Genomic DNA, 24,334 nt, shown 5'->3' on the forward strand with positions numbered 1-24,334 from the left:
CTAGCAGCTATTTTCAGCGCTAACTGCGTTATTTATGAATAATAGAGCAACTAGCTAGTTGCTCTATTATGCTTGATTTGAAGTTGTACAGTAACAACCCTTAGTATTGTTAAGTAATAGCTCGTTATTAAACCCAGCCATTAAATTAGTAATTACAGTTTCAACAAAACCGCTGCCCTGAGCACAACCAAGCCCTTCAGAAATAGGCCCCGCATATACAAACTCTCCTTTTTTATCTAAAACAACCGCTGCGGGTGTGGAGGGGATTACCGCTTGTAAAGATTTCGATTGCTCAAGGTTTATTACCTGTACACCCTTTTGGTTCGAAAAATCAGTTAATTGCTTCAAGTGCGTTTTAGCCTGAAGAGTACAACCACAATTAGGGTCTGTTACAATTACTAAAGAAGCATGCTGGTTATTTTCATATTTAATTTGTTGTTTAAATTTATAAAACCACTGTGGTTCATTTAACAACTTATTAGTATCAAAATCAGTAAGCTGCGTCATTTGAAAGTATACTAGCCCAATCACTATGCTAACAAACCAAGCTGCTATCAAAACATAATTGACCAACTGAGATTTATTTGAATTTAGCAATACTTTGCTCTAACACATCAATGCTTACATCAATAAGTTGCACCTTAGCAGTTAACTGCTGCACTATTTGCGTATCTTGATATTGGTTTTGGCGCATATTATCAGTACTACTTGCTATTAATTCAGTATTACCTGCTTGCTCTGCAACAACCTGTGCAACAGAGTCTGAACTTGCAGAAACGGCCTCTATTTGTGCACTCATAGCCGATATATTTTCTTTCATTGCTGCACTAATATCTGTTAAATCAACAACAAAACTAACACATTGGCTCATTGATTGAGTCGAGGTTTTACTATTACTTACTAAATCTTTTAACGTTAAGCTTATTTTATCGGTGGTGGCCTTACTATGGTTTGCAAGCGATCTTACTTCATCTGCTACAACAGCAAAGCCGCGCCCATGCTCCCCAGCTCGAGCAGCCTCAATTGCAGCATTCAAAGCAAGGAGGTTCGTTTGCTCTGCAATACCTGATATCTCATTTAACAAACTTGAAATAACGTCACCCGCCGCGACTAAATGGTTTATTTGCTCTTCGGTGTGATTAAGTAGCGTTAATAACTCTCGACTTTTAGCATCAGTTTGTAGCACTTCTTTTAAAGCATTACCTGCGGCCTGAGTGATATGATCGACCTGATTTTTTAATACCTCACTTTCCTCTTCAACCAACTTAAAGCCATGGGCCACTTGTGCACCTGAGTTTGCTATGTCGTCTGTTTGCTGCGTTCGCTGTGTTGCGCCATCAGCTAGCTGATCATGCACTTGAATTAGCTCTTGTGAGTTGTTTTGCAATGATAATGACTGAGTTTGGACCTGTTTAATAACATCAGCAATGTAATCTAGTAATGTATTAAATCCAGCCACAGCCTTACTATTAGTATCATCTGCGCGCAGCGATAGCTTGATATTTTCAGGATCTTTCATTATTTGCTCTGTTGCAAAGCTTAATGACAAACCTGCACGTCGCTCTCGCTGTAATGTTATTGCTATATAACCTGCTACTAATACTTCAACGACAGCATAGCCGGCATGAATAAGCACAGTAGTAAATGCTAATCTGTCAGGGTCAAAAACATAAAATCCGGTATTTTGGGTCTGCAGGTAGTAAAAAGACAAATGATGAATAGCAACAAATACAATGGCCGTTATAAATACCTGCCACTTTACAAACATGATCAACATTGCCATTAGTATAAATATCTCAAAATGAATTTCTATCAACCCATACGCTTGCTGTATGTGTAAAAAAGAAAACATCATGATCGCACCAGCTACAACATGGGCTGTGATGGCGCTACTTGGCTGTGTTTTAAGTAGCCATATTGGTAACAAACTTAGTGGTAATCCAATAATAAAGGCTTGAGTTAGCGTACCAAAATATAAGCCAATCCCTATAGACTCAACAAATAGAAGAGAAAAAATAAGAGTAAATAACCGAGCGACACTAGACATAAATACCTTAATACAATTTAAGTTTATTATACAAATCAAAGCCTATACGTAATAAACTCTAAATTTGAGCACCAACCCTAATAATAAAACATAGCAAGCATATTAAAAACAAATAACTTACTAAAAATTAACAAAGATCAGACTTTGTGACTACTTAATAATAGGTAGTATTTGTTTAAACGTAGATGTAGCCGCTTTTTTTGTCCACTGGAAAATAACAATTTCAGCACACGATATCACCCCATCGGCTTGTTTAAGCTGCTCTAACGCCAACTTTTTATGTTCTGGATTTCGTGAACCAACCGCATCATGCACTAAAATCACTTCAAAGTCGTTTTGTATTAAATCTAAACAGGTTTGTAAAACGCACACATGAGCCTCAGTACCAACCACAATAATTTGCTTTTTACCGTAGCTTTTTATGTGTTCAAGAAAACCAGGCTCTGCACAAGCACTAAAGTAAGTTTTGTGAAAATATGACGCATCGGGTAAAGCATGCTTAATTGCAGCGCTGCTCTGACCTAAACCAACTATATATTGTTCTGTAATTAACGCAGGTATTTTAAGAATGTCACTAACTTTGGCGAGTTTAAGTACACTTTCTAAAATAGAATCAAAGCCTGATATTGAAGGAGCAAGCTTAACTTGCAAATCTATAATTAAAAGCAAACTACTTGCTGATTGTACATTTATGACTTTGCTCATATCACTACCTAAAATACTTTAAGCTATTGTGTTACAAAGCTTAGCTCATATTTTAAAAAGAGGTACATAAGTTAATTTATAGATGTTTTTTGTAATCGACATTTCAAAACATGCTATATTTAATTATAAATTAAGCCCCCCACTACCTGTTTTAAAGCGAGTTTATTAGTGTATATGAGTAAGATGGTTTTTCTTATCATCATCATTGTTGTTTTATTTTGCATTGGAAGTGCGAGCGCATCTCAAAACTATGCTCAGCAATTACAGCGAATTTCAACCGATGAAGGACTATCGCAAAGCTATGTCACACGCTCATTACAAGATGATATAGGATTTGTATGGATTGCCACTGCACAAGGCTTAAACCGTTATGACGGGTATCAAGTAACCGCGTTTGACGGAGATTACGACCTTGATAAGCAATACATATATGACTTGTTTGAAACTTCTACAGGAAACATTATTGTATCTACCGATGTTACAGGCGCTTATTTAGTAAACCCCAATACGCTCAAAACAGAAAAAATTTACTCTGGGCAACTAGATGATAAAACGAATACCTACTCACCAATTTCGGCAGTTGCACAGCTTAATGAGCAATCATACTTTGCCATTGATGAGCAAATACTTACCTACAATCATAGTACTAAAAAATTAACGCCAATTGCCGCTTTAACCAATAAAGACGATTACATAAGAGCACTAGCTTTTTACAAAAACACCTTATACGTTGGTACTAACAATGGTATTTACACACTTGATATTAAAAGTAAAAAATTACAAACACTTTCACTTCACAAACATGAAAATGTGACTGCTGATAATAATAATATAAAACTTTTAACTCTTGATGCAGAGCTCGGTTTAATGGTTGGTACTGTAGAAGGTTTATATCTCTTAGCCTTCGACAAAAATAAAAATATAAACCCAGATCAAGTAAATACATTAGTTGCAGATTATAATATTTGGGATTACTCGAAAACAGACGCTGGAGAGTTTATTGCTACCCAAAGTGGCCTATTTCAGTACTTTAGACACACCGGAGATATCGAGTTTATTTTAAGCTTTGATGAGAGCAAATTTAATATTACAGAAAACACCATAAACGACGTGATGATTGATAAATCGGGTCTGCTCTGGCTTGCTTCACGTACTCAAGGTGTTCTAACGTGGGCAACACAAACAAAACGTTTTAAAAATATCACTCTACCTAACAGTAATATAATTAATAAAATTGTTCAGGATGAAAATATACTTTGGGTAGGTACAGATAATGGAATTGCAAAATATAATTTAAATACTCAACAAGTGAAAACCTTTTTAGAATCTACAGACAGTAAAGCAGTTTATGGTGAATATGCCGTATTTGATATTTTCCCTGCGAATATTAAGGGGGGGCAATATTTGTGGTTAGCGCGTTACCATGGCTTAGAGTTATTTAACAAGGTTACTGGAGAGAAAGAATCTGGCCATGAGCTAATAACTAGTGATCTAATCAATACAAATTTATTTGGTTTTGCTCAAATAGCACCAGACACTTTTGCATATATTTCTAACAGTGGGTTTTACATTTACAATGGTAAAATAGGTGAAAATAGGCCTATAAGAGGCCTAAAAGAGAAAACAAAACCAATAGATGCTTACACTTTTCATGCACCTTTAAACGCCTACCCAGAGGAGCTAATTTTAAGCACTAAAAATAAACTTTATAGATACCACGAAAAAACTGAAACGTTAACGACGATATTTCAATCAAATAATAAAAATAACAACCTATTTAATACTGTAGAAAACTTTTATTTAGACACTAAACGCAATTTACTATGGCTTGCTACAACGCAAGAAGGCCTTATTGCCCTTGATACTAAAACTTATGAACGAAAGCACACTTTTAACATTAAAAATGCGCTAGAAACCAACTCAATTTATATGTTGCTCGCAGACAATAATCGTAATTTATGGGCGAGCAGTGAAAATGGCTTATATCAGCTAAATTTAGATACCCAAAATATAACAAGTTACACCGTAAAAGATGGACTCAATAATAATAAATTTAGTGCTATTTCCGGTGTTATTTTAAATAACAAGCACATAGCTTTTGGCAGTTATCATGGCATATTACAGTTCGATCCGACTGATTTTAACTCCACAGATCAATCAACGCATACTAACTTAGAAATTACTGATATCAACTTACTTTCCAAAAACCTAACGTACTATCCAAATAAGTATAAATACAAGCCTCTAAAACTTGCTTACGACGATGTGGGTTTAACTGTGAAATTTTCAAACTTTGACTACATAAATAAAGAAAGCACACGCTATAAAGTAGTTCTTTCAGGTGCAAATCCACTCATTTATGACGAATTAAAAACAAATCAGGTGTTTTTTACGAAATTACAGCCTGGCGATTACTCATTAACGGTTTCCGTTGTAAATCAAAATGATACAAGTATTGGCGAGCAACGGTCACTTAACTTTAGTGTTGCCTACGCACCGTGGCAGTCGCCTCTTGCTTATGCGCTATACCTTATAGGAATATTCTTAATATTCTTTTTATTATTTTGGCAGTACAGAAACCGCCAAGTAGCAATAGAAAGCGCACAAAGAGAAACTATTCATTCACAAAAACAAACTGAGCTCGCGCTTAAAAACAACAAAAGTGGCGTATGGAATTATCGTTTTAGTGATCACACGGTTAACACGCAAAGAGGCTCAGAATTAGGCTACTTTAATTTACCTGAACGACTAAGCATAGAACGTTATTTTTTACTTATTCACCCTGATGATAGACGAAGAGTTGAAGCTCAATGGTACGCCTATATTAAACAAAATAAACAGCAACATTGGCAATCTACCTACCGCTTAAAGCATAAAGAGGGTCACTGGCTTTGGTATCAAGACCTCGGTCAAATTATGTATAAGGAACACACGAGTGAAGCACAGTATGTTTCAGGCATTTATACAAATATTACTGAGCAACGTGCTAATGAGCAACAAGCAAATATTTTAGGCGAGGCATTTAGCCAAATTACCGATTGGCTGTTAATTTTGGATGATCGACTGATGCCATTTTCTGCTAATAATAGCTTTATAGACACTTTTTCGAACGAACACCATTCAACAAAACTAAGCCTAAAACTTATAATTAATGCGATTGGAAAAGCTAAATGCAGAGAATTTGCAGCTAACTTTAAAGCTTTAAAAGCAAAACAAAACTGGCGTACAAATACAAATATAAAAACCGCAAAAAACTCCCAGCACCCAGTTCACTTAAGCGTTACTGCAGTAGCAAAAGAAAGCAACACTGTAAGTTATTACGTGGTTGTTATATCAGATTTAACAGAGCAAAAACGCGCTGAAACAGAGCTTCGTTATTTAGCAAACTTTGACCCTTTAACGCGCTTACCGAATCGTAGTTTGATGTATAAAAATATTGAGCAAGCAATTGTTAAAGTACAAAAAAGTAATAATCAATGCGCTCTTTTGTTCATAGATTTAGATAAGTTTAAACCCGTAAACGACTCATTTGGCCATGCAGTTGGCGATAAATTATTGTGTGATATAACACGACGCGTGAGTGCAATGCTTGGTGACAACGCAGCACTTGGACGACAAAGTGGGGATGAATTTTTAGTATTAATTGAAAATATTGATTCGATAGAGTCACTCAACAATACAGTAAAAACAATAAGCCATGAGCTTGCTAATAAAGTTAGCATTGAAGATTTTTCGATTAATATATCTGCAAGTATAGGTGTTGCACTTTATCCTAATGACGCAAACTCTACTGATACTCTGATCCGAAATGCCGACGTTGCGATGATGCAAGCTAAACAAGCTGGCCGTAATGGGTTTAAGTTTTTTAATGAAAAGATGAACGAGCAAATCAAACAAAAGCTCATCCTAGAAAACGACTTAAAAGATGCAACAAAGGAAAATCTGCTATTTAATCATTACCAACCCATTGTTGATTTACACGCTAAAACAATAAATGGAGTTGAATTACTTATGCGCTGGGAGAATAAAGGACAATTTATCTCTCCGGCTGTGTTTATACCCGTAGCTGAAGAGACTGGGTTAATCGAAAAGTTAACCGAGCAAGCATTAAAGCGTGCTTTAACTGATTTAGCTCCTTTACTTAATAATAACCCACTGTTTTATATATCTCTGAACTTATCACCTAAGCATATTTTAAAAATACATATAGCGAGTCGCTTAGTGGCTATTTTAAGTGCTCACAATATAAATCCAAAGCAATTACGCCTTGAAATAACCGAAAGCACGCTCCTAGAAGATAAACAAAAAGCGTCAAAACAATTACACAAACTAAAAACAGCAGGATTTAAATTATTACTTGATGACTTTGGAACGGGCTATTCATCACTGACCTATTTAAGCCAGTTTCCGATTAATGTTATTAAAATTGATCAAAGCTTTGTACAAAGCATAGGCCTTGATAAAAATAACGAATCAATAATTAAAACAATCTATTCTTTAGCTGATAACCTTGGCTTGTATTGTATTGCAGAAGGGGTAGAAACTCATGAACAAATTATATTTCTTTCTGCTTTAGGCTGTCACGTATTACAAGGTTATTACTTCGCCAAACCAATGACAGCACAAGATTTATGTAATGGCAAAACCTTTGAAGAGATTACAAATTTACTTTAAGTAAGTTTTAGCGGTTAAATAAGCTTTAGAGCTGCGTATAAAATACTAATACCAATCTGCCTATATATGAGGTCTATTTAATGTTAAGAAAATTACGCTAGAACTAGGCAAAAATTTTTGTATCTAGTTGTTCTAAATAAAAAATTTTTAACGACGTTATAGCGCAATTTAATTCGTTAAATTGATCAAAGATTTATGCGGGTTGGTATAAGAGCCCCCTTAATACGGGCTCGTTTACTTAGCTATGAATATGATGACACTCATGGCTTTCAATTTGAAGCACACTATTTTTGACTTTAAATTTACTGCTAAGTAGCTGCTCTACTTTCATTCGGCACGCTTCGTCATGCTTTTCAATGGTACAGTGCTGTTTAAGCACAACATGTGCGCCAACGACTATATCTTTATCTTTTCGAGAAACAGTTACATTGTGAACATTATGAACATGTTCCATATTTGTAATTTCATGTTCTATATCAGCCACTTTAGGCAGCTTCGCTTTATTTAAACGTAAACCTTTTATACAGCTAATAATAACCTTTATACCTGTGAATAATACAAACGACGCTATAAGCATACTCGATAAAATATCAATGACCGTCCAGCCGGTTAGGTAAATTAAAATACCAGCCACAAAGGTCGACACTGTAGATATTAAGTCAAAAAATGAGTGCAAGAATACAGCATATACATTAATACTCGCCTTGCGACCTTTATATAAAACCCAAGCTGCAGCACCATGAAATAAAAAGCCAATGGCCGCAATAACCGACATTAAATAACTATTAATAGCAAGCTCATTGCCTTCGTGCTGATGTATAAAGCGCTCGCCCCCTTCATACAAAATAATTAAGCTAATAGCTAAATAGAGCGTTCCGTTTATTAAACCACCAATCAGCTCTGCTCGTTGGTGTCCATCGTTATAGGTTTTAGCAAAATGAATAGCGAGGCTAGAAGCAATCAATGCAATAAATAGCGAGCTATTATGCACAAATAAATGCCCTGCATCGGCAAGTACTGCTAGGGAATTAGAGTAGTAAGCGCCAACAACCTGAATAACCATAAATGAACATGTTATTGCCAAAGCAATAAGCAACCGACGGCGTGATGCCTGGTGTGTAGTGATTTCTGTCATGAAATGCTTGAATAACCTATACTTAAAATTGCAAATAAGCCGGTAGGAGGCTTAGAGTAGAAATGGGTAATGATATACAGTTGCAATTGTAATACGAAGGCCAAATAAACGCACTAAAAACTTAGTAAATTAGCCAAAACTGTACTAAATAATAGATAAACAATAATAAAAATATTGAGTTAATATTTAATTTCATATGGAGCAATGAGTGGGCTTTAAATCAGTAGAAGATACTTGGAGTACTATAAAGCTAATCCCTTTTGCCGTTGTACTTTATGATGCTAAAAAAAAGACTTACAAAGCTAACTCTCAAGCACAAAGTTTATTTGAGCTATCTCCACATAATAATTTCGATGATGTCGACTTTAAGCACCTCACCCTCACAAACCCAGAAAGCAAAAAGCAATTAATATTCCGAGAGCTATTTGATAAATATTTAGTCATAAATACAAGTTCAAATATTCTCCTAGGGAAAGCAAATACAAATTCATTAATAAATGCAAAGCTTGCTCAGCTCAGTGATAGCGTACACATTGTAACCTTTGAAATTATTAAACAAAGCGAAGATGAACAATACAACTTCGACAAAATCATTTCAAAAATTTCTACCGACTTAATTGATATTCAAAGTGACGAAATTAATACTCATATAGAGTTTGCCTTAAAAGCAATTGGTACTGTTTGCTTTGCCGATAGAAGCTATTTATTTAAATTCTCAGACGATGGAAAGTCAATGAGAAACACTCATGAATGGGTCAATCAAGGGGTTGAGCCATTTAAAGATAAGCTACAACATATACCTAAAAACTCACTGCCCTACTTCACAAGTTTAATGAATAGTACTCACCTTTTTAAAGTAAATGATGTTGAAAAGCTTCCTAAGAAAGCAATCAAAGAAAAAGAAGAATTACAGTCTGAAGAAATACAGTCAGTTTTATGTATTGGCCTACGTTACGATAAAGAACTAGTTGGGTTTATTGGCTGTGACTGTGTAAAGCAAAAAAGGCAATGGACAGACTTAGATTTAATTAGGCTAAAGCTAGTTGGTGAAATGATAGCTAATGCTTTTAAAAATATAAACTTTAAGAATGAACTTCAATATATTCAGCAACAACTCATCACAGCAAATTTAAAACTTAATGAACAAGTTAATACCGATGGTTTAACCGATATAGCTAACCGCCGTTGCTTTGACGACACACTAAAAAACGAACTACTTCGCTGCACGCGCTACCAGCAACCTATAGGTTTGATAATGTGCGACATAGATTTTTTCAAAAAATATAACGATAATTACGGACACCAGCAAGGCGATGAAGTTTTAAAATCTGTAGCGCAAGCGTTAAAAGCCATGTGTAAACGCCAAGGTGATTTGGCAGCTCGATACGGCGGAGAAGAATTTGCGATTATTTTATCCGCAACAGATACCGATAACAGCTTAAAATTTGCAGCGCTAATCCAGCAAAAAATGGCAGAATTAGCAATAGAACATAACTACTCCACTGTTAGTAAGCAGCTCACTATAAGCATGGGGGTTTATAGTTTAATTCCGTGTAAAGAAACAACTGCGCAAAGCCTTATAAGTGGTGCCGATAAAGCACTTTACGATGCAAAAAATACAGGCAGAAACCAAGTAGCACTCTATAAGTAAGTACTTAATAATCACACTATAACGGGGGGGTCAAATCGCCCGTTATTTATGCCTGAAATTTGAAATATCATGCCTTGTTGTTCTTTTGCCTCTTTGTATTGCTCATCAAATGCAGAAGTGACAAATAGGGTCTCTGCATTTTTACCACCAAACGCAGTGCACGTTACTTTAGTAGCTGGTAGCTTAATCGTTGTGAGTAGCTCAGCTTGTGGTGATAAACACATAACGCATCCCATATCCCATACTGCAACCCATAAGTTACCGCACTTATCTAGCACGCACCCATCAGGGTCAACATCTGTATTAGAAAATTGGTAAAATACACTAGGTTTAGAGCAAGGCTCTCCGGTAAGCTCATTTAAACTTATTACATAAATACAACTCGTTAATGAGTCGCAGTAATATCCGCGCAAACGAGACTTATCAAAACATAAACCATTAGGAATACTTAAGTCGGTAATAACCTCAATGAGTTGCTGTTTGTAATACCGATAAATTTTCCCCTCACCTTTTTTAGCATTTATATCCATGGTACTTAACCAAAACCCCCCCCATGGATCAGCTCGACCATCATTACTACGCCTCTTTAAATGATCTTGTTCAATATTAATAATAAGCTCACGGCTATGTGACTCAATATGATATTTATATAAACCAGTGCTTGTACTTAATAATAAGTGACTCTCATCAATCCACGCTAAGGCACTGAGTGTATCGGGCATTGTAATGGTATTCACTCTACATATATCTTTAATGCCTTTACTTAAAAGTTGCTTTTTATTTATATCTACCCAAAACAACGTATTTAACAGCGGATGCCAGAGCGGGCTTTCGGCTAGCTGGTGTTGTGTGTTTTCAAAAACAGATACGGTAGGATCAAACATAAATAGTTATTCTTTATTAACAATGCCTTGTGATACTAAACCTTATCAGAAAAGCGTAATTGGCGCGATCAGTCATACGTTTTAATTTTTCTTCTACTATCTCTATCGCATTTTTTAGATCGAGTTGATAATATCAAGAGTCATAAAAGGATTGTAAAATGAACAATAATAAAAACACCCTTGTGGTAGAAGGCGGTGCCATGCGCGGTATTTTTGCAGCTGGCGTGCTTGATGAATTTTTAAATCAGCAGCATCAACCTTTTGAACGCTATTTTGGCGTATCGGCTGGAGCCACCAATATTGCAGCCTATTTATGTAATCAACCAAAGCGCAATTATACCGTGATTACCGATTATTCATGTAGGCCTGAATTTATAAACGTAAAACGCTTTATTAAAGGTGGTCATTTATTTGACTTAGATTGGCTTTGGCAAGAAACAATACGTGAAATACGCCTTAAAACCGAAGTGTTTGAACAAAACCAGCCCGAGTTTTACATTGTATCTACTGCTATAAACACCGGTGCAGCACATTATTTAAAAGCCACAAGCAGCGAGATGGTTGAGCAACTCAAAGCTTCTTGCGCTATTCCTATTGCCTATCGCGATTACCCTGTAATTAATAATGAGCCAATGACAGACGGCGGTGTAGCCGACTCAATCCCAGTTTTAAAAGCATATGAAATGGGGGCAAAAGAAATTACCGTGGTGCTATCTCAACCGCTGGGCTATCGTAAAAAACCAAGCAAAGCCCCATGGCTTACTAAAAAAGTGTACAAAAGTTACCCAGCGCTTATTCAAGCATCTTTAAATAGGTCACACGTATACAACCAAAGTATCGACTTTATACTAAACCCGCCAAGTGACTGTAAAATGAATATAATTGCGCCACCAGCTAATTTTAGGGTAGGCCGTACAACTAAAAAATTAAAGCTACTGAATAACGGATACACTATGGGTATAGACGCAGCCAAAGATTTTTTAAGCTAGGGAGGGTTGATCTTTGTGGATTGAAATTTGTTCAATCCAAAAAGGTTAAATCGCGGCGAGGTCTGTATCCTAGTGGCCCGGTAACTGCTCCTGCGCTGCCCTACTGGCTTTTAAGAATAAAGTAAAACCGAGCAAAGCTTGAAGTCCTGCTTACGCCCCTTACCCACATCCATGTAGGCAACAAAAAATTGATCGTCCCTAGAAAAAACTCAAAGGGCACCGCATGTTCACCAATCAAAGATCAACACACCCTTTAATAACCTTTGAGCGCTTTACCTGTTATAAATGCGGTTAAAAGCCCTACGCACATTAAGCATGCAACACCTGTAATTATTCCGCCAAGTAAACCGTACACGTTTGCAAAACAAACAAACGATATAATTAATGAAATAAGGCTGTAAATTACTTTAATAATTTTTGAACTAGCGCTTTTACGTATAATGAGTGTCATAAAAACGAGACTCAAAACAGCACAAAAAATCAATGTTATATTCATACTGTTTGAGCCTCAAGTATCGGCTGTTTTGTCAATTTGAGCTTTAATCCAGCCCAAATAAACGTAAGGCCTATCAACATAAATAACGAATCAACAATCACAACAAGTGCGCTATTAAAATTCATAATATTATTTTGACCTATTAGAATGTTAAGTGGCATCACCGCACTTAGCGCAGCGCCACATAATAAAAGCGTAAGTTTAAAATAAAAGGTGTGATGCATTGGCAATAAACTAACTAAAAGCCAACCTAACCAGCTATAAAAAAACACAGGTCCAAAAAAAGCATTTTGCAAAGCGCCATCAACGCTGTAATTCAATACTATTTGTAATGGAAAAAGCACAAAGCTTGCTAAAACCAATCCACCACAACTGCCAATAATAAAACGATTCCAACGCGTATAAGCTTGAACACTTAAAGTAGGATTACTCCCTCTGGTGCGTTTAGATAGCCACATCATCATGCCCGAAAGAGGTAAAAGAGCCGTTGTTAATCCAAGAATTACCCACAATAGCTTTATAAATATCCCAGCAAAGTTGCCAAAGTGAAGTGGGAATAACACCTCTATTACCTTTATTGATATACCTGATATATCCCCAAAACTGCTCATCGACTTTACAAATTCGCCATCACCGCGGTAATGCAATAATTGAGAGGCAACGGCTTCACCTCCTAGCAAGCGCAAATATACTTGAGCGTTAGCGTCGTTGTTTGCCATAATTGTTGCATCAATAATCACTGCTTTAGGAAAGCGAGATTTGGCATTTTCTAAAATAGCGTCAATATTAGTTGGTTGCTCTATATGACTAACTACCGGCTCGGGGATAGCAGTAAATGTTTCTATTAGCTTATCTTGATCGCCACCAAAACTCACAAATGCAGCGGCTGGTAACAATATAATGGTTGCAAGCCCTAAAAATGCACCAGTAAAACCAATAACAATATTAAATACGCTTCCCCAAATCCCCATTACTTTATGTGCATCGCTAATAGCTATATCTAAGCCCTTGCTCCGCCTAAAAGTAAACAGCTCTTTAATCATCTTTCTATGAATAAATAACCCTGTGACCGCGCTTATTAATAAAGTGAGCCCTAAAAACCCAGTTAAAATTAACCCTATAGGCCTACCTAAATGCAAATCAGCATGAAACTCTCCAATATAACTCGGCGCATCTGTTTTTTTATTTGCATAAAATTCTTTACTTGGGCCGTAGTAGCTATCAACCAAGGCCAACGAATCTGGGTGAAACTGAAATACACGGGCCACCTCTTGGGAATAGTTTTCATCTCCATGGTGCGATTCAAAAACAAGTGTCAGCAAATAAAAATTATGACCGCTTGGCATAAATACGTGGATATTCTCACCAAATGCACTGGGTACTTGTTTATAATATTGATTAACTAATGTGTTTATATCACTACTTGGTACTATGTGAGTTGATTGTAATTCAGGATTAGCCCAAATTTTTAATTCGGGTCGGCTAAGTACAGCTAATGCGCCACTAAATGCCACAATAAATAATAGTACTGAAGTTAATATGCCAACCCAGCTGTGCATTAAAAATAACTTTTTTAACGTAATTGATTTCATGCTTTCCCCTGCATCACTGCTAGTAAACTTAATAACCCGTGTGAGATGCTCAGCAGCAACATTACAGCAAATGGTTGCCATACATGTTCAGCTAAATAGGCATACATAAAAAGCCCAACCCAAATAATCGGAAAAAGCATAATTGGGAGTAAAATTTGCTCATTCATATGAAAAGGTAAATAAGTCGTCATTCCGGGGATTATTATTACTGCGGTAATAAGTGCCACAACACACGCTAAAAAGTGTCGCCTTTTAATTGCTTTAAAAGTGCTTTTATTATTTTTCGATACTTTAAACATTTATGCTGCAAAGTTTGTAAATGATAATTGTTTTTATTATATTGCGTATTTGTAAATAAAAGCAATTAATTAAATGTACTTTTGCTTAATTAACTTAAAAACCTTCATAAATAACAAGTATGTATTATCCGCAATTACAAACATTCATTCTAAGGCCTTGTAGTACAGTTATTATTTTTATAAAACCAATAAATTAAGATGCATTACATGCTCTATGTTAAGAAATAAATAAGGCTTACAATGTATTTTCAACTGATCGTTCACATACTGCCTTAACGGGGTCAAGTATCAAGTTAATCACTTTTATAAAGTATTTAAGATAACTGTTTGTGGGTTCATATCGTAATATCTTTACTGGGTGTGTTCTTTTAATAGGCTTAACAACGCTTTGTGTTAGCTTAGTTACTAGGCTTATAACCACCCTTTTATCTGTAAGCTCTTAATATATTTTTAGAAAATTTCACTTTTTTAAGTTTTGGTATTTACCGTATTGTATTTGGTGTTATTTTATTAAACCTAGCTTACGTTTAATTAGAGGGAAATCATGAGCGAAAAAATCAACCCTGAAGCCTTACACGCACTTAAAATTGCATTTACGTATATGCCACAAGCCATTGAGGTAACAAAATATGAGTATGGCGAGCGTTATCAAACAGTACTTGATCACATAGAAGCCGTGCGAGAAACATTGCTTATAAACGATGTTGACCCTGATGAAGTAGGTGGTGACATTAACCCAGAGTACACACCTAACTCTACCTACTAAATACTTAGCGCTGAGTATTATATATTCAGCGCAGTATTTTGCTTTATATAAAACATGGACTTATAAATTAAAATGCCACCAATTTTAGTTATTACTAACTAAAACTGCTAAACTGGCTATTAACTAATAAAAACGCCTTAATTGGCTAGCATATTTATAAACTTAACAAAAGCTTACGGGGTGTTTTCTTTTGAATTTTTTAAGGCGTTTTCACGACATTGTATCAAATCAAACTCTTGATTTTGAAAGAAAAATTAATAAACTTTTGATCTTCGGACTAGAAGTATTCGATCTTGAACTAGGTATTGTTAGTAAAGTAGATGAAAATAGTTACATCGTTTTACATGCTATAACCCCCGACAACTCACTTTTGCCCGGTACTGTATTTGATTTACAAGGCACCTATTGCGTACATACGCTCGGTGCTGGATCTGCACTTGCCTTTCATAAAGCATCGCAAAGCGCTATAGCAAACCACCCCTGCTACATTAATTTTCAGTTGGAGTCATATATAGGTGCTCCTATAAAAATTGGAGATAAAATATTTGGCACTGTTAACTTTTCATCAGCAAAAGACTCCCTCGCTTTTAATGACGACGCATACGACTATATAGAGCTATTCGCGCAATGGCTCGGTTCGGAATTTGCGCGTTCGCAAACTAAAGAGCAACTTATAAAAAACAGTAATACCTTATTAAAACTAGAAAGCATAGCAAACATAGGTACGTGGGAAGTTGATTTAACAGAAAATAAAATATACTGGAGCGAACAAACTAAGCGTATTCATCAAGTATCAAGTGACTACCAACCGGTAATGGAAGGAGCCTTAGAATTTTATAAAGAAGGAGCTAGCCGTGAAAACATCAGTCAAGCGGTCAAAAATGCCACCGAAAAAGGCGAAAAATGGAATTTAGACTTACAAATAGTAACCGCAAAAAATGAAATTTTGTGGGTATCTACCTTTGGTGAAGCTGAGTTTGACGGCGGCCGCTGTATAAGGTTGTTTGGCACCTTTCAAGATGTAACAGAATCTATGTTACTTCGCGAAGAGCTCAAGCAAAAGCAAGCCCAAGCCGAACGCTTGCTTGAAGATAGGAGCATGCTACTTGCTAAAATAAGCCATGAGCTGAGAACGCCACTTAATGGTATTACAGGTATGCTTACTACATTAATTGACGAGCATAGTGAGGAAGTACGCGCCGAAAAAATAAAAGTAGCACTAAGAAGCGCTGATATCCTACTTAGCATAATTAATGAAGTACTCGATTTTTCTAAAATTAATCACGGTGAATTAAAACTAGAGCCTACCGATTTTTTACTAAAAACTATTTTTACAGATTTAACGTCGTTATACACACCCTTATTTAAAAACACACACGTATCACTTAAAGTAGAAAACACCATTGACGATACTTTTTGGGCATTTAGCGACAACACACGCCTTAGCCAAATAACCTCAAACCTATTAAGCAACGCGCTTAAATTTACCGAAAATGGCTCTGTTTTACTTAAAACAAGTATTGAACACGCAAAAAAATCACCAAGTCTAAATATTGAAGTATCCGACAGTGGCCGAGGCATGAGCAAAGGATTTTTAGAATCGCTATTTTCTCCTTTTTCACAAGAGGTTGATGCAAAAAATTCGAAAGGCGGTACAGGGCTTGGCCTTGCCATAGTTAAAGAGCTTGTTGAATATATGGGCGGTACAATAAAAGTAAAAAGTACGCCAAATGAAGGGACTACATTTTTACTAAATATACCAATTGAGTCAGGTAAAGAGCAAAAGCAAGACAGCCTAATAACAAACCAAGATACTGATGGCAGTGAACTGTCTGTACTGGTAGTAGATGATAACGATATCAACAGGCTGGTACTTCACGCCTCTTTGAGCAAATTAAACATTAAAGCCGACTCTGCAGTTGATGGCCAAGACGCGATTTTAAAATGCCAACAAAAGCACTATGACCTTATTTTTATGGATTGCATAATGCCAATTCTTGATGGCTTTGAGGCAACAAAGCAGCTTAGGGCTGATAATACCTGCCCAAAACAAGAAACCTATATTGTAGCTATAACCGCTAATACCTCATCCCAAGATAAACTTGCTTGTAAACAAGCTGGTATGGATATGTTTATTTCAAAGCCTTTTAAACTACCCACACTTGAAAAAGCAGTTATTAACGCGCTTGAGCATAACCAAAGCTCAGCTAACGTATAAAATTATCTGATTGATTAAATAGGGATATAAAATGAAAAATATAATAAGAACATTACTCTTTACTGTATTGTGTTTAGCCATATTTAAAGGCATTTCTACTGAGCAATGGAGTTCATCAATAACGGTCGTTATTGTATCAGGCGTATTGCTATTAGTTACGTTTATCAGTGGTAAAGCATCACGTGGCTCTTCAACTTACACAAGCAGTGACTCTTCAATTTATTCTAGCAATAACTCACACTCTAATAATGATTGCGGTGGAGATTCTGGCGGCTGTGATTAATAATTTATAGCGGCTTATTAAAACTTTATAGAACAGAGGTATTTTGCCAACAATTAAAATTGCTAAATTCTGGCGTTCCATCGAAGCATTTGGAGAAATTTGTACTCGAATTCTTGGTCTAGGGTTAGTCTATCTAATTTTCTCATTTATAGGGCAAGAATTAATAGGTGAGCAGTTCAAAAATGATGTTCTACTAAGCTTAGTCGTCTTACCTGCAATTTATGTCCTAAAAGATTCTCATAAAATTCTGGAAGCAGTTTTCATAAATGTTATTGCAAAAGACAACTCGATAACCGTATTTAGTGGAATACTAACAAAAAGAGAAGACAAGCTAGGCTTCAAAAGCGTCGAAAATGTTGAACAAGTAACAACATTTTTAGGCCGTATTTTTGGTTATTCTACAATCCACTTATATGCTTATGGAAGCTGGGTTAGGATACCTTTCATTAAAGATCCTAAAAGCCTTAGAGTTTGGCTTGAAGAACGAATACCTCACTAAGTTCTCAAAGTCGTAAAAAAAGCCGCCTTTGGAGAGGGCGGCTTGGGTTAACAAACAGCTTTGGGTGTACCTTGCTGTTATATCAAGAGGTTTTACAGTTTAAGCAGCTGTTTTGTCTTGCTCGCTTTCTTCGCTGTTGCGAATTAAGTAATCAAAAGCACCTAGGCTCGCTGTTGCGCCGCTGCCCATGGCAATAATAATTTGCTTAAATGGGGTATTTGTTGCATCACCTGCGCCATAAACACCTGGTAATGACGTAGCACCTTTTGCATCAATTAATATTTCACCAAATTTACTTAACTCCAAGTCACTAATTTTTAACCACTCAGTGTTAGGAATTAAGCCTATTTGAACAAAAATACCCGCTAAAGTAAGTGCCTTACTATCACCTGTTACTCGGTCTGTGTAAGTAAGCCCTGTAACCTTTTTACCATCGCCAAGTACTTCTGTAGTTTGGGCGTTTTTAATAATAGTAATATTATTTAAGCTGTTTGCTTTACGAATAAGTACTTCATCGGCGCGTAATGTATCTGCAAACTCAAGTACTGTTACATGCTCAACAATGTTTGCTAAATCGATTGCAGCTTCAATACCAGAGTTACCACCACCAATTACAGCTACAGGCTTACCTTTAAATAAAGGGCCGTCACAATGCGGGCAGTATGCGACACCGTGTCCGCGGTACTCTTGCTCACCGGGTACGTTCATTTCGCGCCAGCGTGCACCTGTTGCTAAAACAAGTGATTTAGCTTTTAAAGTAGCCCCGTTTTCAAGCGTAATTTCGTATTTGTTATTAACGCGTTCAAGCCCTGCAGCACGTTGGTTATGCATTACATCAACATCGTACTCTTTCACATGCTCTTCAAGCTGTGCAACAAGCTTAGGACCTTCAGTGGCTTTAACCGATATAAAGTTTTCAATGGCTAATGTATCAGCAACTTGCCCACCAAATCGCTCTGCAACAATGCCGGTATTTAACCCTTTACGTGCAGAATAAATTGCAGCTGATGCACCGGCAGGTCCGCCACCTACTACTAATACGTCAAATTCGTCTTTTTCGCTAAGTGCTGCAGCTTGGCGTGCTGCACCTTTACTATCTACTTTGTTTAATATGTCAGTTAGGCTTAATGCACCTTGGCTAAATGGTTCGCCATTTAAATAAACAGCCGGTACTGCTAAAATGTTGCGCTCTTCTACTTCCTCTTGAAATAGTGCGCCGTCAATCATTGTTGCTTTAATTTTGCTATTAGTCGCGGCCATTGTATTTAGCGCCTGCACTACTTGTGGGCACGTTTGGCAACTCAAGCTAATGTAAATTTCAAAAATAAGTTCTTGATCAAGTGATTGTATTTGTTCAATGTCTTCGCTTTTTGCTTTACTTGCATGTCCGCCAGTATGTAAAAGCGCCAACACTAAACTTGTAAATTCGTGTCCCATCGGTACGCCTGCAAACGTAATGTGGGTATTTTTAACCGGTGAATGTACAACCATAGACGGGCGTCGTGCGCTGGTATCTGAGTTGTTAACTACCGTAAACTTATCACTTAATGATGCTAAGTCGTTTGCTAAGCTTTCTACTTCTGCTGATTTTTTGCTGTCATCCAAGGCAATAAGCAGCTCAACAGGTTGAGTAAGCGATTCAAAATGGCTTTTTAATTGATTTTTAATGTTGTTATCTAACATGGCTTAACCCTTTTTAGGAAAATTTCAACAGCAAGCCTCCCATGCCAATAAACGCATGTGCTTAATTATCAAATTGAGATAGGAGGCACCAATAAACGAATATTTATTGGTTTAAGGGCAGTTGCCTGCCCTTATAGTAGGGATAATCTATACTTAGATTTTACCAACTAGGTCTAATGAAGGAGCAAGTGTGTCTTCACCTGGCTGCCAAGATGCAGGACAAACTTCACCGTCGTGAGTTGCAATGTATTGTGCAGCTTGTACTTTACGTACTAACTCTTTAGCGCTACGGCCAATACCTAAATCGTGAGTTTCGATTACTTTGATTTCGCCCTCAGGGTTCATTACAAAAGTACCACGAAGTGCTAGGCCTTCTTCTTCAATCATTACACCGAAGCTGCGAGTAATACGGCCAGTTGGGTCGCCAATCATTGGGTAAGTAATTTTACCAATTGTGTCTGACGTATCGTGCCATGCTTTATGAGTGAAGTGAGTATCAGTTGATACTGAGTAAACTTCTACGCCCATTTCTTGAAGCTGTGCGTAGTAATCTGCAAGGTCACCTAACTCTGTAGGACATACAAATGTGAAATCTGCTGGGTAAAAGAAGAAGATTGACCACTTACCAAGTACATCTTTTTCAGATACTTCTACAAAATCACCATTGTGGTATGCAGTTGCGTTGAAAGGTTGAATTTTTGTGTTGATTAATGAAGTGCTCATAGTATTCCTCATTTGTATTTAAAGTGTTTTTAAGTTACTCAACGCAGCCAAAATGTGTGGCCTTTCGCGTTGGCTTGATTAATACAATAAGCCCATCGACAAATTAAATAAAATTGATTGTTTAGATTAAAACAATCGATTTTTAAGATTGAACTATTCATAAGCATTTTTCGTAACTGATTTATTTGTGGTTAATTTATTTATCTTTTAAGAATACTGCTACAATAACCGCGCTTAAAAACACTTATACATAAGGCATGCAGCAATGGAAAAATTTATTAATCATATTCAACTTGGCTATTTAGGGTTATTGCCATTTTTAGGCTGCGTAGCATGGCCGCTTGTGTTTGGAAGTAACAGTGTAAACTTAGAGTTTTTTACTTTTTATAGCATTGCCATACTTGCCTTTATGGCTGGTAATTTATGGCGCGCTGGAATGCAAAGCTATAGCGATGCGATAAAAGCAGTTTTACCTGTAATCCCGCTGCCATTTTTATCTTTTCTGCCTGTTGAGTGGGCACTTGCCTGGTTAGGAGCCAGTTTTTGGTTGGTACTTATATTTGAAAAAGCCACAGCGCAATGGAAAACCTACCACAAAGATTATCAAAAAATGCGATTTGTGCTTACCTCTGTCGTGTTTGTGTGCCACATACTTACCATAGGTATGAGCCTTTACCCTAAATAACCTCGAGCTACTTAACCTAACGAGCGTAATGGTGTAACATCCGCGCACTGATATTTGAGGACGCACCATGATTGATACATTACGCCAACAACTAAATGAACTTGGTGAAAACTACGTAGAAAAAAACGCTGCGTTTAAAATTAAAGTTATTCCATTTTTTTGCGCTATAAGCATTAAAAAAGATCACAAAAATGAAGGCCGTTTAAGCTTTTATTCAAACCAACTAATTGAAATATTTTTAGTTGTGCTATTCATGCTATTTGGCTTAACACTTTACAACCCAGAAGCTGGGTTTTCTCATGGCCCTATTCATATAGTGTTTGCTATTTTAATTACCTTTAATTTAATTTTAAAACAAATAGCCATTGAAGGGCTTAAAACCCGCCTTGCATTTCATCGTTTACACGCAGCTCACTCTCAAAACATTGCCAGTAATGATGAGCAAACACCGAGTAAGTCCGCTTAATTTATGTATTTAAATGCTGATTGGCGAATACTTACCGTAGGTGATGGCGATTTATCGTTTTCAAATGCCCTGTTTACTCACATAAAACCTTCAAAATTAGTGGCTTCAACTTATGATAGTGCAGCCACTATTGAGCAAAAATACGAAAATAATGCGCTAAGCCCCCTAAAAGCACATAACGTAGATGTACTTAATAGTTTTGATGTAACAAATCCTGTCTGTTGGCAAGCACTAGGTCAAAACCAGCACAGCTTTGATGTGGTTATATTTCAGTTTCCGCTTATACCTGCATTTGTTGGCCGCGAAGCCTATGAAAGCAATACCCGCCAATCAAGCATGAACGTACTTAACCGTGCTTTGCTTCATCAATTTATTAAGTACGCTAACGAATTTGCGCTAAACCCTAACGGCCCCATGCTTTGTTATATTACCTCTAAAGATGTAAAGCCCTACAGAGAGTGGAATATTGAAGGCACTTTAAACAAAGGCTTACAGGCTGAATATTTAGGCCAAATGCCATTTGATATTAGCCACTTTGAAGGCTATAAAATTAGAAACGTAGACCGTGATAAACACGTAAAAGATACCAGTGGTATTACCTACGTGTTTAGCCCTAAAACAAGTCCTGAGTTGGTCTGTGAATTAAGCCCATACCTTTCAAAACCTACCTACTTAACACCTAATCATTGCTCGCTGTGTCGTGTTGGTCCATATATAGCGCTTGAGGATGAAACAAAGCATTTAAATGCTAAAAAACATCAGCAAATGCTTCTCCTAGAAAGCGATTGGCAAGCTTGGCTTACTCAGTTTTATAGCACACATTCACAGCCCTGATTTATAACTTTGTTTAATTAAATCTGATGCTTTTTCGGCAATCGCTATTACCGGTGCATTCGTGTTGCCGGTAATTATTGTAGGCATAATAGACGCATCAACTACGCGTAACTTACTCACACCATGTACCTGTAAATTGGTATTCACGACTGCCATTTCATCTTGCCCCATTTTACAAGTCCCTACAGGATGATACTCGGTATCGGCCGTTTGCCTGATAAACTCTATAAGTTGCTCATCGTTATTAATATCAAGTGGATACACCATTTTACCGCGTATTTTATCAAAAGCAGGGCTTTGCATTATGCTAAGTGTCTTTTTAAGTCCTGCTAGCATAATTTTTAAATCATCCGGGTGGCTTAAATAGTTAGGATCAATAAGGGGGGCACTGCGCGGGTCGCTATTTTTAAGCGTAATACTGCCACGGCTTTTTGGGCGCATAATACTGCTATGAATACTATAACCATGGCCTACATGTAGCTTACGGCTATGATCATCCACAAGCCCTATAACAAACTCAAGCTGTACATCTGCCTCTTTTGAGTCTTCAAATAATTTAATAAAGGCATGCGACTCTGCAAAGTTAGTGGTTAATCGCCCTTTTCGCTTACTAAACCAGTTAACGTAGCCTTTAAAAATACTTGCAATGCCCAAGGGGCTAATACCAAACGTACCTTTACTTGTTTTTGATTTATAAAGCGGCACTACAGTTAAGTGATCTTGTAAATTAGCACCTACGCCCTCTAGAGCGTGCTCTACTTTAATATTATGTGCTGTTAAATGTGCTTTAGGGCCAATACCTGAAAGCATTAATACCTGTGGACAGTTAATAGCACCCGCACTCAAAATAACGTCTTTATTTGCGATTAAACTAGTTACTTTATTGTTTTTAACAAGTTCTACCCCTTGCGCTGTTTTTTCTTTAATATTTATTTTATTAACGTGGCAATTTGTAAGTACTGTTAAGTTAGCTCTATTTAAATTGGGAGTTAAATACGCCTTAGCTACGCTGCAGCGCTCACCATTATGTTGGGTAACTTGTGAAAGACGCGCACCAGGCTGTTTTTCTCCATTTATATCGTCATTTAAATTTACGCCTTGCTCAATACATGCATTTAAAAAGCATTGGTTTATAACACTCGGATTATTAAGCTCTTGAACATGCAAAGGGCCATTAGTGCCATGTAAGTTATTATCTATAAAGGTTTTGTTATTTTCAGATTTAATAAAGTACGGTAATAAACTGTTAAAGTCCCACCCTTCATTACCAAGATGCGCCCAATTATCGTAGTCATATTTATTCCCTCTAATGTACACCATCGCATTAGTAGAGCTTGAGCCACCAAGCACTTTACCACGCGGCACAAAACCACAGCGATTATTAAGCTCTTTTTGTGGCACCGTGTTGTAATGCCAGCTATTTATGCCATACGGCACGCTTGCAGCTATTCCCGCCGGCATTTGCACAAATGTACTTTTATCGCTGCCACCGGATTCAATAAGGCACACACTTACATTTTTGTCTTCTGATAAACGAGCAGCTAGCACACAACCCGCACTACCAGCGCCAATTACTATATAATCAAAAGGTTGGTTGTTCATATTAAGGCCTTACTAAAGCTAATTTAATAGTGATTAACACTATAGTGCATAGAAAAAACCTTCAAAACTTGATATTTTTAGACACCACTACTCACTTCACTGT

Annotated in this window: 20 protein-coding genes; 10 read left to right on the plus strand and 10 right to left on the minus strand. The window is 36.8% G+C overall.

What is annotated here, in order from left to right; all coding sequences use genetic code 11:
- Window positions 1–66: 66 nt before the first annotated feature.
- From ATS74_RS16160 to ATS74_RS16170, 3 genes are all read right to left on the minus strand, one after another.
- The gene (locus tag ATS74_RS16160; RefSeq protein ID WP_058549897.1) at window positions 67–597 is read right to left on the minus strand and encodes a DUF6436 domain-containing protein; all 531 of its coding nucleotides are present in this window, start codon (window positions 595–597) and stop codon (window positions 67–69) included.
- Complete coding sequence (locus tag ATS74_RS16165) at window positions 581–2,047, minus strand: methyl-accepting chemotaxis protein (protein ID WP_058549898.1); 1,467 nt, start codon at window positions 2,045–2,047, stop codon at window positions 581–583. The genes ATS74_RS16160 and ATS74_RS16165 overlap by 17 nt, the downstream gene beginning before the upstream one ends.
- A 150-nt stretch (window positions 2,048–2,197) precedes the next feature.
- The gene (locus tag ATS74_RS16170; RefSeq protein ID WP_058549899.1) at window positions 2,198–2,752 is read right to left on the minus strand and encodes an isochorismatase family protein; all 555 of its coding nucleotides are present in this window, start codon (window positions 2,750–2,752) and stop codon (window positions 2,198–2,200) included.
- 174 nt (window positions 2,753–2,926) lie between these two features.
- Here ATS74_RS16170 and ATS74_RS16175 point away from each other — a divergent pair, with 174 nt between their 5' ends.
- Window positions 2,927–7,426, plus strand: a complete 4,500-nt coding sequence (locus ATS74_RS16175) for an EAL domain-containing protein (protein ID WP_201023035.1) — start codon at window positions 2,927–2,929, stop codon at window positions 7,424–7,426.
- 238 nt (window positions 7,427–7,664) lie between these two features.
- Here the strand turns inward: ATS74_RS16175 and ATS74_RS16180 are convergent, their stop codons facing one another.
- Window positions 7,665–8,561, minus strand: a complete 897-nt coding sequence (locus tag ATS74_RS16180; protein ID WP_058549901.1) for a cation diffusion facilitator family transporter — start codon at window positions 8,559–8,561, stop codon at window positions 7,665–7,667.
- 208 nt (window positions 8,562–8,769) lie between these two features.
- Between ATS74_RS16180 and ATS74_RS16185 the strand changes: the two genes are divergently transcribed.
- Window positions 8,770–10,212: a sensor domain-containing diguanylate cyclase gene (locus ATS74_RS16185; protein ID WP_058549902.1), complete on the plus strand. Its 1,443-nt coding sequence runs from the start codon at window positions 8,770–8,772 to the stop codon at window positions 10,210–10,212.
- A gap of 11 nt (window positions 10,213–10,223) precedes the next feature.
- Here the strand turns inward: ATS74_RS16185 and ATS74_RS16190 are convergent, their stop codons facing one another.
- On the minus strand, window positions 10,224–11,096 hold the full coding sequence (locus tag ATS74_RS16190) for an SMP-30/gluconolactonase/LRE family protein (RefSeq protein ID WP_058549903.1): 873 nt from the start codon (window positions 11,094–11,096) through the stop codon (window positions 10,224–10,226).
- Window positions 11,097–11,254: 158 nt separating this feature from the next.
- On the opposite strand from ATS74_RS16190, the gene ATS74_RS16195 reads away from it, so the two are divergent.
- Window positions 11,255–12,085: a patatin-like phospholipase family protein gene (locus ATS74_RS16195; protein ID WP_058549904.1), complete on the plus strand. Its 831-nt coding sequence runs from the start codon at window positions 11,255–11,257 to the stop codon at window positions 12,083–12,085.
- A gap of 492 nt (window positions 12,086–12,577) precedes the next feature.
- Here ATS74_RS16195 and ATS74_RS16205 read toward each other — a convergent pair whose 3' ends face one another.
- Both ATS74_RS16205 and ATS74_RS16210 read right to left on the minus strand, forming a co-directional pair.
- Entirely contained in the window at window positions 12,578–14,173 is a 1,596-nt protein-coding gene (locus ATS74_RS16205) for a PepSY-associated TM helix domain-containing protein (RefSeq protein WP_058549906.1), read from the minus strand.
- Window positions 14,170–14,472, minus strand: a complete 303-nt coding sequence (locus tag ATS74_RS16210) for a hypothetical protein (protein ID WP_058549907.1) — start codon at window positions 14,470–14,472, stop codon at window positions 14,170–14,172. Before ATS74_RS16210 ends, ATS74_RS16205 begins: the two co-directional genes overlap by 4 nt.
- A gap of 544 nt (window positions 14,473–15,016) precedes the next feature.
- Here ATS74_RS16210 and ATS74_RS16215 point away from each other — a divergent pair.
- The 4 genes from ATS74_RS16215 (at window position 15,017) to ATS74_RS16230 (ending at window position 18,238) form a co-directional block, all read left to right on the plus strand.
- On the plus strand, window positions 15,017–15,238 hold the full coding sequence (locus ATS74_RS16215) for a hypothetical protein (RefSeq protein ID WP_058549908.1): 222 nt from the start codon (window positions 15,017–15,019) through the stop codon (window positions 15,236–15,238).
- Window positions 15,239–15,428: 190 nt separating this feature from the next.
- Window positions 15,429–17,456: a hybrid sensor histidine kinase/response regulator gene (locus ATS74_RS16220; protein ID WP_058549909.1), complete on the plus strand. Its 2,028-nt coding sequence runs from the start codon at window positions 15,429–15,431 to the stop codon at window positions 17,454–17,456.
- A 31-nt stretch (window positions 17,457–17,487) separates the two neighbouring features.
- Window positions 17,488–17,739: a hypothetical protein gene (locus ATS74_RS16225; RefSeq protein ID WP_058549910.1), complete on the plus strand. Its 252-nt coding sequence runs from the start codon at window positions 17,488–17,490 to the stop codon at window positions 17,737–17,739.
- Between the two features lie 43 nt (window positions 17,740–17,782).
- Window positions 17,783–18,238, plus strand: coding sequence for a PH domain-containing protein (locus tag ATS74_RS16230; RefSeq protein WP_058549911.1), 456 nt, complete (start codon window positions 17,783–17,785; stop codon window positions 18,236–18,238).
- 99 nt (window positions 18,239–18,337) lie between these two features.
- Here ATS74_RS16230 and ahpF read toward each other — a convergent pair whose 3' ends face one another.
- Window positions 18,338–19,921: an alkyl hydroperoxide reductase subunit F gene (gene ahpF / locus ATS74_RS16235; protein WP_058549912.1), complete on the minus strand. Its 1,584-nt coding sequence runs from the start codon at window positions 19,919–19,921 to the stop codon at window positions 18,338–18,340.
- Between the two features lie 153 nt (window positions 19,922–20,074).
- Window positions 20,075–20,644, minus strand: a complete 570-nt coding sequence (ahpC, locus tag ATS74_RS16240) for an alkyl hydroperoxide reductase subunit C (RefSeq protein ID WP_058404596.1) — start codon at window positions 20,642–20,644, stop codon at window positions 20,075–20,077.
- 265 nt (window positions 20,645–20,909) lie between these two features.
- Between ahpC and ATS74_RS16245 the strand changes: the two genes are divergently transcribed.
- The 3 genes from ATS74_RS16245 (at window position 20,910) to ATS74_RS16255 (ending at window position 22,629) form a co-directional block, all read left to right on the plus strand.
- The gene (locus tag ATS74_RS16245; protein ID WP_058549913.1) at window positions 20,910–21,329 is read left to right on the plus strand and encodes a DUF3429 domain-containing protein; all 420 of its coding nucleotides are present in this window, start codon (window positions 20,910–20,912) and stop codon (window positions 21,327–21,329) included.
- 67 nt (window positions 21,330–21,396) lie between these two features.
- The gene (locus tag ATS74_RS16250) at window positions 21,397–21,795 is read left to right on the plus strand and encodes a hypothetical protein (protein ID WP_058549914.1); all 399 of its coding nucleotides are present in this window, start codon (window positions 21,397–21,399) and stop codon (window positions 21,793–21,795) included.
- A 3-nt stretch (window positions 21,796–21,798) separates the two neighbouring features.
- Window positions 21,799–22,629, plus strand: coding sequence for a class I SAM-dependent methyltransferase (locus ATS74_RS16255; RefSeq protein ID WP_058549915.1), 831 nt, complete (start codon window positions 21,799–21,801; stop codon window positions 22,627–22,629).
- On the opposite strand, the gene ATS74_RS16260 is transcribed toward ATS74_RS16255, so the two are convergent.
- Entirely contained in the window at window positions 22,618–24,231 is a 1,614-nt protein-coding gene (locus tag ATS74_RS16260) for a GMC family oxidoreductase (RefSeq protein ID WP_058549916.1), read from the minus strand. The genes ATS74_RS16255 and ATS74_RS16260 overlap by 12 nt on opposite strands.
- Between the last annotated feature and the right edge of the window lie 103 nt (window positions 24,232–24,334).

Source organism: Pseudoalteromonas sp. H103 (genome assembly GCF_001469205.1).
Lineage (GTDB): Bacteria > Pseudomonadota > Gammaproteobacteria > Enterobacterales > Alteromonadaceae > Pseudoalteromonas > Pseudoalteromonas carrageenovora.